At 46.5% G+C, this 13721-nt stretch carries 10 protein-coding genes; all 10 read left to right on the top strand.

From position 1 onward, the window contains the following. Positions 1 to 17 precede the first annotated feature (17 nt). The 10 genes from nusG (at position 18) to VFC92_13405 (ending at position 13703) form a co-directional block, all read left to right on the top strand. Positions 18 to 560 carry a transcription termination/antitermination protein NusG gene (gene nusG, locus VFC92_13360; protein HZK09165.1) on the top strand — a complete coding sequence of 181 codons (543 nt, stop codon included), beginning with the start codon at positions 18 to 20 and terminating at the stop codon, positions 558 to 560. A 70-nt stretch (positions 561 to 630) separates the two neighbouring features. Further along, positions 631 to 1074: a 50S ribosomal protein L11 gene (gene rplK / locus VFC92_13365; GenBank protein ID HZK09166.1), complete on the top strand. Its 444-nt coding sequence runs from the start codon at positions 631 to 633 to the stop codon at positions 1072 to 1074. 47 nt (positions 1075 to 1121) lie between these two features. Further along, complete coding sequence (rplA, locus tag VFC92_13370; GenBank protein HZK09167.1) at positions 1122 to 1841, top strand: 50S ribosomal protein L1; 720 nt, start codon at positions 1122 to 1124, stop codon at positions 1839 to 1841. A 1-nt stretch (position 1842) separates the two neighbouring features. Then, a complete protein-coding gene (gene rplJ / locus VFC92_13375; protein ID HZK09168.1) occupies positions 1843 to 2370 on the top strand; it encodes a 50S ribosomal protein L10 in 528 nt (175 codons plus the stop codon). A 59-nt stretch (positions 2371 to 2429) separates the two neighbouring features. Then, entirely contained in the window at positions 2430 to 2804 is a 375-nt protein-coding gene (gene rplL, locus VFC92_13380) for a 50S ribosomal protein L7/L12 (protein HZK09169.1), read from the top strand. A gap of 128 nt (positions 2805 to 2932) precedes the next feature. After that, positions 2933 to 6739, top strand: a complete 3807-nt coding sequence (gene rpoB, locus VFC92_13385) for a DNA-directed RNA polymerase subunit beta (protein ID HZK09170.1) — start codon at positions 2933 to 2935, stop codon at positions 6737 to 6739. 73 nt (positions 6740 to 6812) lie between these two features. After that, entirely contained in the window at positions 6813 to 11123 is a 4311-nt protein-coding gene (rpoC, locus tag VFC92_13390; GenBank protein ID HZK09171.1) for a DNA-directed RNA polymerase subunit beta', read from the top strand. Between the two features lie 80 nt (positions 11124 to 11203). Beyond that, complete coding sequence (locus VFC92_13395; protein ID HZK09172.1) at positions 11204 to 11515, top strand: DUF3467 domain-containing protein; 312 nt, start codon at positions 11204 to 11206, stop codon at positions 11513 to 11515. 255 nt (positions 11516 to 11770) lie between these two features. Beyond that, on the top strand, positions 11771 to 12763 hold the full coding sequence (locus tag VFC92_13400) for an AAA family ATPase (GenBank protein ID HZK09173.1): 993 nt from the start codon (positions 11771 to 11773) through the stop codon (positions 12761 to 12763). A 64-nt stretch (positions 12764 to 12827) separates the two neighbouring features. After that, positions 12828 to 13703 (top strand): DUF58 domain-containing protein, encoded by an 876-nt coding sequence (locus VFC92_13405; GenBank protein HZK09174.1) that lies wholly within the window; start codon positions 12828 to 12830, stop codon positions 13701 to 13703. Positions 13704 to 13721: the final 18 nt, after the last annotated feature.

Raw genomic sequence — 13721 nt, forward strand, 5'->3', positions numbered from 1 at the left:
TTAAGTAAACCTTTGGTATGAGTAATCACGAGAAAAAATGGTACGTTATAAGAGCGATTTCTGGGAAAGAAAAGAAGGTGAAAGAGTATCTCGAAAGCGAGATCAATCGTCTTAACCTCCAGGATTACATCTCGCAGGTACTCATTCCTACTGAGAAAGTTTATCAGGTACGGAAAGGTAAAAAAATCAGCAAGGAACGCAACTTTTTCCCTGGGTACGTTTTGATAGAGGCCGCCCTAATAGGCGAAGTGCCTCATATTGTAAAAAACGTACCTGATGTTCTGGGATTTCTGGGCACGCGCGGTGAAGCTGATCCGATGCGCGAGTCGGAAGTGAAAAGAATACTCGGAAAAGTTGACGAACTGGCCGAACTAGGCGAGGAAGTCAACGTGCCGTTTATTGTTGGTGAATCCGTTACCGTTATTGATGGACCTTTTAATAGTTTTAGTGGAATGATCGAAGAGATTAACGAAGAGAAGAAGAAACTGAAAGTGATGGTGAAGATCTTCGGGCGTAAAACACCGCTTGAACTGGGATTTATGCAGGTAGAGAAAGAATAGAATTTTCAAACTCATTAACCGGAGCAACAAGCTGTTGCATCCGGCACATCTAATTAAGTAGAACGATAAAATGGCAAAAGAAGTTAGCGGATTAATCAAACTGCAAATCAAAGGTGGCGCAGCAAATCCATCACCTCCGGTAGGTCCTGCATTAGGAGCCAAAGGGGTGAATATTATGGAATTTTGCAAGCAGTTCAACGGACGTACGCAAGATCAAGCCGGCAAAATATTGCCCGTGATCATCACCGTCTACAGGGACAAATCTTTTGATTTCATCATAAAATCTCCGCCGGTTGCAGTTCAACTGTTAGAAGCATCGAAGCAGAAAAAAGGCTCCGCCGAATCCAACCGTAAAAAGGTTGCAGCGGTAACCTGGGAGCAGGTGCAAACCATCGCCGAATTGAAGATGAAAGACCTCAATTGTTTTACATCCGACTCGGCAATGCGCATGGTTGCGGGTACTGCCCGCAGCATGGGCATTACTGTTAAAGGTAATGCACCCTTCAGCAACTAACAGTGAAATCTACGAGCATTTAAAAATTTAAGTAACATTTTAAAAAAATGGCAAAACTGACAAAAAAACGTAGAGAAGCATTGGCGAAAATCGATAGAAGTGCTACATACGCTCTCGCGGATGCAGTGCAAACCGTCAAGGATATTACCCTGACCAAGTTTGACGCATCCATCGACCTGGACATCCGTCTGGGTGTCGACCCGCGTAAGGCCAACCAAATGGTTCGTGGCTCGGTAACCCTGCCACACGGAACCGGAAAAACCATGCGCGTGCTTGTGCTTTGTTCGCCCGATAAGGAAGAAGAAGCCAAAGCAGCCGGTGCCGATTACTATGGTCTCGACGAGTATGTCGAGAAAATTAAAGGCGGCTGGACTGACGTCGATGTTATCATTACCACACCTAACGTAATGCCCAAAGTTGGCCCGTTAGGCCGTATCCTCGGACCCCGAGGTCTGATGCCCAATCCAAAAACGGGTACCGTGACAATGGACATCGAGAAAGCTGTTAACGACGTGAAAGCAGGTAAGATAGATTTTAAAGTAGACAAAACGGGCATCATCCATGCTTCGGTTGCAAAGTCATCTTTCGACAACCAGAAAATTGTGGAAAACGCGCGTACACTTATCACCACCGTGCTGAAACTAAAACCTACTTCCAGCAAAGGCACATACGTAAAAAGCATCTACATGTCGAGTACGATGAGCTACGGTATCCAGATTGAACCTAAATCAGTAAGCGCCGAATTCGTTAAAAATAAGGAGATTTAAAATGACCAGAGAGGAAAAAAATCAAACGATAGAAGCGTTATCACAAAAGCTTAACGAGGCATCTCATTTTTATATCACCAGCACCAGCGGCCTCAATTCTGCTGTTACCAGCGAATTGAGAAGACTTTGCTACACCCGCAAAATCGACCTGTTGGTGGTGAAAAACACACTGCTTCGCAAAGCCATGGAGAAATCTGATAAAGACCTGCATGGTCTTTTCGATACACTCAAAGGAACCACCTCGGTAATGTTTACCGAAGTTAGCAATGCTCCGGCAAAGCTTATCATAGAGTTTCGTAAAAAGTACAAAACGGACAAACCAGTGCTCAAAGGAGCATATGCTGAAGAATCCACCTACCTGGGCAACCATCAACTGGACGCTCTGGAAAGCATTAAAAGCAAAAATGAAGTTATTGCTGAGATCATTGCTCTGCTGCAATCACCCGTCAAAAATGTTATTGGCGCACTGCAGTCAGGGGGTCACAAGATTTCGGGCATACTCCAGACACTTTCAGAAAAAGAAGTATAACAAGTTTTCAAATTACACAATTAGTTTTCACGAATAATCTTTTAAAAACAAACAATAAAATGGCAGATTTAAAATCTTTTGCAGAACAATTAGTCAATCTGACGGTAAAAGAAGTAAATGAGCTTGCTCAGATTCTCAAAGACGAGTACGGCATTGAGCCGGCAGCTGCAGCAGTAGCAGTAGCAGGCCCGGCAGCCGCAGCCGATGCAGGCGAAGCCGAACAAACCGAATTTGATGTTATCATCAAAGCAGCCGGACAGAGCAAACTTGCAGTAGTAAAACTGGTTAAAGAATTGACCAGCCTGGGTCTTAAAGAATCAAAAGCACTTGTGGATGCTGCTCCAAAGCCCATCAAAGAAGGTGTTTCGAGAGACGAAGCTGAAGCACTAAAATCACAGCTCGAAGAAGTTGGTGCCGAAGTAGAAATCAAATAGCTTCTAAAGCACGCTTAAAAGAGATATAGACTTCTGCCAGCCGCGCTGTGCAGAGTCTATATTTCTTTGTATTACACCGCCTTGTTCTTTATTTATTTTATCTTATTCATAACCAAAACTTTACGACATTGGCTCAGGAAAATACTGAAAGAATCAGTTTCTCAAAAACGAAAATAAAATCTCACTATCCGGATTTTCTTGACATACAGTTGAAATCATTTCAGGATTTCTTCCAACTGGAAACCAATCCTGATGACCGGGTGAACGAGGGTCTCTATAAAGTTTTTAGCGAAAATTTTCCGATTACTGATGCACGCAACAACTTCGTGCTCGAGTTTTTGGATTATTTTGTTGACCCGCCACGATATTCCATCGAAGAATGCATGGAAAGGGGACTAACCTACAGCGTACCACTTAAAGCAAAATTAAAGCTATACTGTACCGACCCTGAGCACGAAGACTTTGAAACCATCATCCAGGATGTGTACCTGGGACAAATGCCTTACATGACTCCACGCGGCACCTTCTGCGTCAATGGTGCCGAACGTGTGGTAGTGTCGCAGCTGCATCGCTCCCCGGGAGCTTTCTTCGGAACAAGCTTCCATGCCAACGGCACGCAGCTCTTCTCGGCAAGGATCATCCCCTTCAAAGGTTCCTGGATGGAATTTACAACCGACATCAACCAGGTGATGTATGCTTACATCGACCGCAAAAAGAAACTCCCCGTTACAACCCTGCTCCGCGCCATCGGATTCGAAAGCGACAAGGACATCCTTGAAATTTTCGACCTGGCACAGGAAGTAAAAGCAACTAAAGCAAATCTCAAGAAATTTGTCGACCGGCGCCTTGCGGCACGTGTAGTCCGTAGCTGGATAGAAGACTTTGTGGACGAAGATACAGGCGAAGTAGTTTCTATCGAACGCACCGAGGTGATCATCGACCGCGAAACAATACTTACTGCGGAGCATATTGACCAGATCATCGAGTCAGGTGTCGAGAATATCCTCATTCACAAAGAGGAGGTCGATAACATCGACTACTCGATTATTTTCAATACACTACAAAAAGACACCACCAATACCGAAAAAGAAGCTGTAGAATTTATCTATCGGCAGTTGCGCAACGCCGAGCCTCCCGATGAGGAAACAGCACGTGGTATTATCGATAGACTCTTTTTCTCCGACAAACGTTACGACCTGGGTGATGTTGGCCGCTACAGAATCAACAAAAAGCTGAATCTTAACGTGCCCATGGAAACCAAGGTACTTACCAAAGAAGACATCATCTCCATCATCGTTTACCTGATCGAAATGGTGAACGCCAAACGCGATATCGACGATATCGACCACCTGAGCAACCGCCGTGTACGTACTGTTGGCGAGCAGCTTTTTACACAATTTGGCGTAGGTCTGGCACGCATGTCTCGCACCATTCGTGAACGTATGAATGTGCGCGATAACGAGGTATTTACACCCACCGATCTGATCAACGCCAAAACGTTGTCATCGGTAATCAACTCATTTTTTGGTACCAATGCGCTTTCTCAATTTATGGATCAAACCAACCCGCTCTCCGAGCTCACCCACAAACGCAGGGTATCGGCACTGGGACCCGGCGGTTTGTCGCGCGAAAGAGCCGGCTTTGAGGTACGCGACGTGCATTATACCCACTACGGGCGCCTTTGCACCATCGAAACCCCTGAAGGACCAAACATTGGTTTGATTTCATCGCTTTGCGTGTTTGCTAAAATCAACAAACTTGGCTTTATCGAAACACCTTACAAGCGTGTGGATGCAGGCAGAGTGCAGATCGACGAAGAAGAAACCTATCTGAGCGCTGAAGAAGAGGAAAACAAAATTATCGCTCAGGCCAACTCACTGATCGACGAAAAGGGCAACTTTATCCGCGAAAAAGTGAAGGTTCGTTTCCAGGCCGACTATCCTATCGAAGAGCCTATCAATGTCGACTTTATCGATATGGCTCCTAACCAGATAGCCTCGGTAGCAGCATCGCTTATCCCCTTCCTCGAGCACGACGATGCCAACCGCGCTTTGATGGGATCGAACATGATGCGGCAGGCAGTGCCTTTGTTGCGCGCCGAAGCTCCCATCGTGGGAACCGGCATAGAAAAACCTGTAGCCCGCGACTCACGTGTGCTACTGACGGCCGAAGGCGACGGTATTGTAGAATACGTGGATGCCGACGAAATTACAATTCATTATACCCGCCTGGAGAATGAAAAGCTGGTAAGTTTTGATGATGACATGAAAACTTACACGCTTACCAAATTCCAGCGTACCAATCAGAATACTTCAATCAACCTGCGTCCTATCGTCAAAAAAGGACAAAAGGTTAACAAAGGACAGGCTCTTTGCGAAGGTTATGGAACGCAAAATGGCGAGCTGGCGCTGGGGCGCAATCTTATGGTGGCATTTATGCCGTGGAAAGGTTACAACTTTGAGGATGCTATTGTGATTTCCGAAAAGGTTGTAAAAGAAGACATCTTTACCTCAGTACACATCGAAGAGTTTGTGCTCGAAGTTCGCGACACCCGCCGTGGTGTGGAAGAACTTACCAACGACATCCCCAACGTAAGCTCCGATGCTACGAAAAACCTTGACGAAAATGGCTTGATCCGCATTGGCGCCGAAGTAAACGAAGGCGATATCCTTATCGGGAAAATTACACCAAAAGGAGAATCGGATCCCACACCCGAAGAAAAACTGCTGCGCGCCATCTTTGGCGACAAAGCCGGCGACGTGAAAGATGCTTCACTCAAAGCGCCACCTTCGATGCAGGGTGTGGTTATCCAAAAGAAACTCTTTTCACGCATCATCAAAGATCGCAAATCGAAAGGCAAAGAGAAAGACGAAATTGCCGAACTCGAAAAAGAGTTTACGAAAGACACTGCTGAGCTCAAGATTAAACTTGTCGATAAACTGATGATACTGGTCAGCGGCAAAGTTTCGCAAGGCGTTAACAACAACTTCAGAGAGGAAATCATTCCGCGCAAATCAAAGTTTACGCAGAAAATGTTGCAGGGCATCGATTACCTTACGGTGAATCCCAACCGCTGGACCACCGATAAAGACAAAAATGCACTTATCTCGCAGTTGATCAATAATTATGTGATCAAATACAAAGAGTTCCTCGGTATTTTCAACCGTAAGAAATTTGTAGCTACCGTTGGCGACGATCTGCCCCACGGCATTGTAAAAATGGCCAAAGTTTACGTTGCTAAAAAACGCAAGCTCAAAGTAGGCGATAAAATGGCCGGACGTCACGGTAACAAAGGTATCGTTGCCAAGATAGTACGCGAAGAAGATATGCCTTTCCTCAAAGACGGCACAGCCGTAGATATTGTACTCAACCCGCTGGGCGTGCCTTCCCGAATGAACCTTGGGCAGATATACGAAACCGTGCTGGGTTGGGCCGGCAAGAAGCTCGGATTAAATTTTGCTACACCTATCTTTGATGGCGCCGAAGTGGAAGAGATAAACCATTATCTCGAAAAAGCCGGTTTGCCCGAAAATGGCAAAACATTCCTTTACGACGGCGGCACCGGCGAACGGTTCCATCAGCCAGCCACCGTTGGTTACATCTATATGCTGAAGCTGCATCACATGGTCGACGACAAGATGCACGCCCGTTCCATCGGACCTTATTCGCTTATCACACAGCAACCTCTTGGAGGTAAAGCACAATTTGGTGGCCAGCGTTTTGGTGAGATGGAGGTGTGGGCACTTGAGGCCTATGGCGCTTCAAACATCCTACAAGAAATACTTACTGTAAAGTCAGACGACGTAATCGGAAGAGCCAAAGCCTACGAAGCAATCGTAAAAGGCGATCCGATGCCCAAACCAGGCATCCCCGAATCGTTCAACGTGCTTGTGCACGAACTTCGTGGCCTCGGTTTGAATATTTCGTTCGACTAACGATAAGACCAAAAACCTTCGGGTTTTCTTTAAAGATTTTGTTTTTAAATAATCATTCAAATACAACCCATAAATGGCTTTTAGAAGAGATAGTGTAATTGTTAAAAATGAATTTTCACAAATAACTATTAGCCTGGCCTCCCCGGAAACGATACTCGAGCGCTCGCATGGCGAAGTGCTCAAGCCCGAGACAATCAACTACCGTACTTACAAGCCAGAACGCGACGGCTTGTTTTGCGAGCGGATTTTCGGGCCTGTAAAAGACTGGGAGTGCCATTGCGGAAAATATAAACGTATCCGTTACAAAGGAATCGTTTGCGACCGTTGCGGCGTGGAAGTTACCGAGAAAAAGGTTCGCCGCGAACGCACCGGACATATTCAACTGGTGGTACCCGTTGCACATATCTGGTTCTTCCGTTCGTTGCCCAACAAAATTGGAGCACTGCTCGGACTTCAAACCAAAAAACTCGACACCATTATTTATTACGAGCGTTATGTGGTGATCAACCCTGGCATCAAAGCCGACGATGGCATTGCCTATCTCGACTTTCTTGCTGAGGAGGAGTATTTCGATATCATGGAAACTATTCCACCCGAAAACCAATACCTCGACGACAGCGATCCCAATAAATTTATTGCCAAGATGGGTGCTGAAGCATTGCACGATTTGCTGGCGCGCATCGATCTTGACGAGCTATCTTATGACCTGCGGCACAAAGCCAACACCGAAACTTCGCAGCAGCGTAAAGCCGATGCTTTAAAGCGCCTGCAAGTGGTAGAAGCTTTCAGAGATGCCCGCAACCGCATCGAAAACCGCCCCGAGTGGATGATTGTAAAAGTAGTGCCGGTAATTCCACCCGAACTGCGTCCATTGGTACCGCTCGATGGCGGACGCTTTGCCACCTCTGACCTGAACGACCTGTATCGACGTGTGATTATCCGCAACAACCGCCTCAAGCGATTGATAGAGATAAAAGCGCCCGATGTAATTATGCGCAACGAAAAGCGTATGCTTCAGGAAGCTGTAGATTCGTTGTTTGATAATTCGCGCAAAGCAAATGCTGTTAAAACTGAATCGAACCGCGCCCTTAAATCCCTTAGCGATAGCCTAAAAGGCAAGCAGGGACGTTTTCGTCAAAACCTGCTGGGCAAACGTGTCGACTATTCAGGTCGTTCGGTAATCGTAGTGGGTCCTGAACTCAAACTCAACGAATGTGGTTTGCCCAAAGGCATGGCTTCGGAGCTATTCAAGCCTTTTATCATCCGCAAGATGCTCGAACGCGGCATTGTGAAAACGGTAAAATCTGCTAAAAAGATTGTCGATCGCAAAGACCCTGTTGTTTGGGATATTCTTGAAAATATTCTGAAAGGACATCCTGTATTGCTCAACCGTGCGCCTACGTTGCACCGTTTGGGTATTCAGGCCTTCCAGCCCAAACTAATCGAAGGTAAAGCAATTCAGCTCCACCCGCTGGCATGTACGGCGTTCAACGCTGACTTCGACGGTGACCAAATGGCTGTGCACGTCCCGCTGGGAAATGCTGCCATTCTGGAAGCACAAATCCTGATGCTGGCTTCGCACAACATTCTTAATCCCGCCAACGGCGCCCCTATTACGGTGCCCTCGCAGGACATGGTACTCGGGCTTTACTACATTACTAAGTCGAGAAAGAGCACACCCGAGTTACCCATCAAAGGCGAAGGTTATAAATTTTATTCGCCCGAAGAAGTTATCATTGCTCACAATGAAGGAAAAGTCGATTTACATGCCATTATTCACGTACGCCTTCCTTACAAACAGGAAGATGGCTCTATAAAGCAAGTGCTCACCGAAACCAGTGTGGGACGTGTACTTTTTAACCGGTTGGTGCCCGAAGAATATGGATACATCAACCAACTGCTTACTAAGAAAGCGCTTCGCGATATCATTGGCGACATCCTGAAAAAAACCGATACTGCCACCACATCTAAATTCCTCGACGATATAAAAAATCTTGGATTTAAGATGGCTTTCCGCGGCGGGCTCTCCTTCAACCTGGGCGATGTTATCATTCCTGAAATTAAAGGAACGCTCATAGCTGAGGCCAATACCGAGGTGGACGAAGTGCTGCAGAACTATAGCAATGGTTTCATTACAAATAACGAACGTTACAACCAAATCATCGACATCTGGACTCATACCAACAGCAAACTCACACGTACGCTGATGGAACAACTCGCCCAGGATCAGCAGGGTTTTAACCCAGTGTATATGATGCTCGACTCCGGCGCGCGGGGCAGCAAGGAACAGATTCGTCAGCTGTCTGGAATGCGTGGTCTGATGGCCAAACCACAGAAATCAGGTGCGAGCGGTGGTGAAATCATCGAGAACCCGATTCTCGCCAACTTTAAAGAAGGCCTGACGGTACTCGAATATTTTATCTCTACGCACGGTGCTCGTAAGGGTTTGGCCGACACAGCGCTGAAAACCGCTGACGCCGGTTATCTTACCCGTCGTTTGGTGGATGTGGCTCAGGATGTTATTATTTCCGAAGAAGATTGCGGAACCTTGCGCGGACTGACTATTTCGACACTAAAGAAAAACGAAGAGGTAGTCGAGACCCTGTACGATCGTATTCTGGGACGTACCGCGCTCCACGATGTTTATCATCCACAAACCAACCAACTGATTATTTCTGCCGGCGAACAGCTCACCGAAGAGCTTAGCCTCCAGATAGAAGAGTCGCCCATCGAATCGCTTGAAATCAGATCGGTATTAACCTGCGAATCAAAGCAAGGTGTATGTACCAAATGTTATGGCCGAAATCTGGCTACCGGACGCATGGTTCAAAAAGGTGAGGCCGTGGGCGTTATAGCTGCACAGTCGATCGGTGAACCGGGAACACAGCTTACCCTGCGTACTTTCCACGTGGGTGGTGTAGCTGGCGGCAACATTTCGTCGCAATCGCGCATCGAAGCACGTTTCGACGGCATCCTGCAAATCGACGAGCTGAGAAGTGTACCTTACAAAAATTTCGAAGGCAAAGAATATCAGGTAGTCATAGGCCGCTCTGCTGAGATGCGGATTATCGACGAAACCAGAGGAATTTCTTTGGCTTCCCATAACATTCCTTACGGATCCAACCTGTTTTTCAAAGCTGGCGACAAAGTGAAAAAAGGTGATGTAATCTGCGTTTGGGACCCATACAATGCCGTAATCATTTCGGAACTCGGCGGAAAACTTGCTTTCAACAATGTGATCGAAAACAAAACTTTCCGTATTGAATCTGACGAACAAACCGGCTACTACGAAAAAGTTATCGTCGAATCGCGCCAGAAGATGAAAAACCCTTCTATCAGCGTAATGAACGATGAAAACGTTGAAGTTAAAGTTTACGACCTCCCGGTAGGAGCACACATTTCGGTTGATGATGGCCAGACAGTAAAACGCGGCGACGTGTTGGTGAAAATCCCACGTGCCATTGGCAAATCGGGCGACATCACCGGTGGTTTGCCACGTGTTACCGAGCTTTTCGAAGCACGAAATCCTTCCGATCCGGCCAGAGTATCGGAGATTGACGGTGTGGTATCTTTTGGCAAAAAACTCAAACGTGGCAATAAGGAGATTATCATCACCTCCAAAACCGGCGAAGAGAAAAGCTATCTTGTTCCCACTACAAAACAGATACTTGCACAGGAGAACGACTTTGTAAAAGCCGGCACGCCGCTCTCAGAAGGCGCTCTTACTCCAGCCGACATTCTGGCTATCAAAGGCCCGATGAAAGTGCAGGAGTATATCGTTACTGAGATTCAGGAAGTTTATCGTTTGCAGGGTGTTAAAATTAACGACAAACACTTTGAGGTTATCGTACGCCAGATGATGCGTAAAGTAGAGGTGGACGACCCGGGCGATACAAAATTCCTCGAAAACGAACTGGTGAACAAAATCGACTTCCAGGAAGAAAATGATTGGATATTTGGTAAAAAAGTAGTTGGCGATCCGGGCGATTCTACCATGTTCAAGTCGGGCCAAATCGTCTCTGCACGAAAGCTACGCGACGAAAACTCACAGCTCAAGCGTAAAGACAAACGTCTGGTTGAATCCCGCGATGCACAGACCTCTACCGCACGTCAGGTGCTGCAGGGAATCACCCGTGCCTCGCTGCAAACAGCAAGCTTCATTTCTGCCGCTTCCTTCCAGGAAACGACCAAAGTGCTCACCAACGCCGCTATCATGGCCAAAAGTGATACGCTTAACGGATTGAAAGAAAACGTGATCGTCGGACATAAGATTCCTGCCGGCACAGGGCTCAGAGAATATGAAGACCTGATTGTAGGCTCGAAAGAAGAGTACGAAACGCTGACTCATCCACGCTACGCAAAAACCGAACAGGCTGTGAAATAATTTTTAATGATCATAACAAAAAGGAAAAACCAGAAGTGTTCTACTTTTGGTTTTTCTTTTTTAATAAAAAACAAAATACTATGGATCAAAATAAACCTAACAAAGGACAAATCAACATCGATCTCCCCGAAGATATAGCCGAAGGCATCTATGCCAACCTGGCCATTATCCAGCATTCGCGCTCGGAGTTTGTTATAGATTTCATAAAAATGCTTCCGGGAATCCCCAAAGCAAAAGTAAAATCGCGCATCATCCTCACCCCGCAGCATGCCAAGCGACTGGCGAGAGCATTGCAGGAGAACATCAAGAAATTTGAGAGCATGCATGGCTCCATCAAAGAAGCCGATACCGACATGCCTTTCAACCTGGGCGGGCCTACTGCGCAAGCATGATGTAAGCGCTTTATTATACCAATGAGCGTATCGGAAAAGGATAGCTCAATAAGAACGGCACTGCATCACATTGCCGTTTTTGTTGTTTTAAAAAACAAATCTATTAGCTATACCGATGAAATCCGAACGTTCACCACGTTGGATTCCTGCGTGTTATTTTACAATCCATGTCCCATTAACATCTTTTAACCTTCAGCCAATAATTATAAAAAAAGGCTGGAGTTATCTTTGCCTACTACAAAAATTGACTATCAAATGATCGAAACAAGTATCAGAGAACTCAACGAAAAGATTCAACAGGAAAGCTCCTTTATCGACCTTATCAATTTGGAGCTCAGCAAGGTGATAATAGGCCAAAAGCACATGCTTGAGCGCCTGCTTATCGGGCTGCTTGCCGATGGACACATCCTGCTCGAAGGGGTACCCGGTCTGGCCAAGACGCTGGCAATAAAATCGCTGGCCGGTGCCATCGATGCAGGTTTTAGCCGTATACAGTTTACGCCCGACCTGCTGCCTGCCGACCTCATCGGCACACTAATCTACAGCCAGAAAAATGAAGAATTTGTAGTTCGTCAGGGGCCCATTTTCAGCAACTTTATCCTGGCCGATGAGATCAACCGCTCGCCTGCCAAAGTACAAAGCGCACTGCTCGAAGCTATGCAGGAGCGTCAGGTTACCATTGGCGACAGCACCTTCATGCTGCCCGAACCTTTCCTGGTATTGGCCACCCAAAACCCAATCGAACAAGAGGGCACCTATCCCCTACCCGAGGCACAGGTGGACAGGTTTATGCTCAAGGTGGTAATCTCGTATCCGCAAAAGGAAGAAGAGAAAATGATCCTGCGGCAAAACAACAGTCTGCACCGGGCTCCGCTCAACAAAGTGGTGAGTACCGAGAGCATTCTGCGTGCCCGTGCCGTGACGCGCGAAGTATATCTCGACGAAAAAATTGAAAACTACATCACCGACATCGTTTTTGCTACGCGCTATCCATCGCAATACAAACTCGAAAAATTCGATGGCATGATCAACTACGGCGCTTCTCCCCGTGCTTCGATAAATCTTGCGCTGGCTGCCAAAGCCCTTGCTTTTATCAAACGACGCGGCTATGTGATTCCCGAGGATATTCGCGCCATAGCGCACGACGTGCTGCGCCACCGCATTGGCCTAACCTACGAAGCCGAAGCCGAAAATATTACCTCCGAGGACATCATCAACGAAATCCTTAACACCATAGAGGTGCCGTAGTCGGTTGAGAAAAATCAGCAATCGAAGTTTACATTTTTTCCCGCCTATCATTTAAGACCAGGTTATGGACGCATCGGAGATATTCAAAAAAGTAAGAAAGATAGAGATAAAAACACGCGGATTGTCCAACCAGATATTTTCCGGACAATACCACAGTGCCTTTAAAGGGCGAGGTATGGCTTTCAGCGAGGTGCGCGAATATCAATACGGCGACGACATACGCAGCATCGACTGGAATGTGACGGCGCGTTTTAATCATCCTTTTATCAAGATTTTTGAAGAAGAACGCGAACTCACCGTTATGCTGCTCATCGACGTAAGCGGCTCCAATGAGTTTGGTACCCGCGGCATGCTCAAAGAAGACATGATCACTGAGATAGCTGCTGTTTTGGCCTTTTCGGCAATACAAAATAATGATAAAGTAGGGGTGATCTTTTTTAGTAATCAAATAGAGAAATTTATTCCACCCAAAAAGGGCAGCACCCACATCCTGCGCATCATCCGTGAGTTGGTAGATTTCAGAACTGAAAACCAGCAAACCAAAGTTTCGGAATCGCTGCGTTATCTTACTAATGCCATCAAAAAACGATGTACCGCTTTTGTGCTTTCCGACTTTATGGATAAAGGTTTTGATGAAGCACTGCAAATTGCAAACAACAAACACGACGTGATTGCAATTCGCGTATTTGATGAGCGCGAAACGGAGCTACCCGACATAGGATTGACAAAATTTAAAGATGCCGAGACCGGCAAAACCCGCTGGATTGACACTTCGAGCAGCTCGGTGCGCCGACAATACCGGCAATGGCATATCGAAAATGAAAAATACCTGCGCCGAGTGTTCTTGAAAAGCGGTGTAGATGTAGCGAATATCCGAACTGATCAGGATTACGTAAGGCAACTTCTCGGACTCTTCAAACGACGGGAAGCCCGAGCCTAAGCAACCAGTGGCATAGAT

The sequence above is a fragment of the Bacteroidales bacterium genome, assembly GCA_035647615.1.
Taxonomy (GTDB): domain Bacteria; phylum Bacteroidota; class Bacteroidia; order Bacteroidales; family 4484-276; genus SABY01.

What these genes read in the sequence shown, in the direction of transcription:
- nusG (HZK09165.1), top strand. Translation starts at nt 18, where the DNA reads ATGAGTAATCACGAGAAAAAATGGTACGTTATAAGAGCGATTTCTGGG.
- rplK (HZK09166.1), top strand. Translation starts at nt 631, where the DNA reads ATGGCAAAAGAAGTTAGCGGATTAATCAAACTGCAAATCAAAGGTGGC.
- rplA (HZK09167.1), top strand. Translation starts at nt 1,122, where the DNA reads ATGGCAAAACTGACAAAAAAACGTAGAGAAGCATTGGCGAAAATCGAT.
- rplJ (HZK09168.1), top strand. Translation starts at nt 1,843, where the DNA reads ATGACCAGAGAGGAAAAAAATCAAACGATAGAAGCGTTATCACAAAAG.
- rplL (HZK09169.1), top strand. Translation starts at nt 2,430, where the DNA reads ATGGCAGATTTAAAATCTTTTGCAGAACAATTAGTCAATCTGACGGTA.
- rpoC (HZK09171.1), top strand. Translation starts at nt 6,813, where the DNA reads ATGGCTTTTAGAAGAGATAGTGTAATTGTTAAAAATGAATTTTCACAA.
- VFC92_13395 (HZK09172.1), top strand. Translation starts at nt 11,204, where the DNA reads ATGGATCAAAATAAACCTAACAAAGGACAAATCAACATCGATCTCCCC.
- VFC92_13400 (HZK09173.1), top strand. Translation starts at nt 11,771, where the DNA reads ATGATCGAAACAAGTATCAGAGAACTCAACGAAAAGATTCAACAGGAA.
- VFC92_13405 (HZK09174.1), top strand. Translation starts at nt 12,828, where the DNA reads ATGGACGCATCGGAGATATTCAAAAAAGTAAGAAAGATAGAGATAAAA.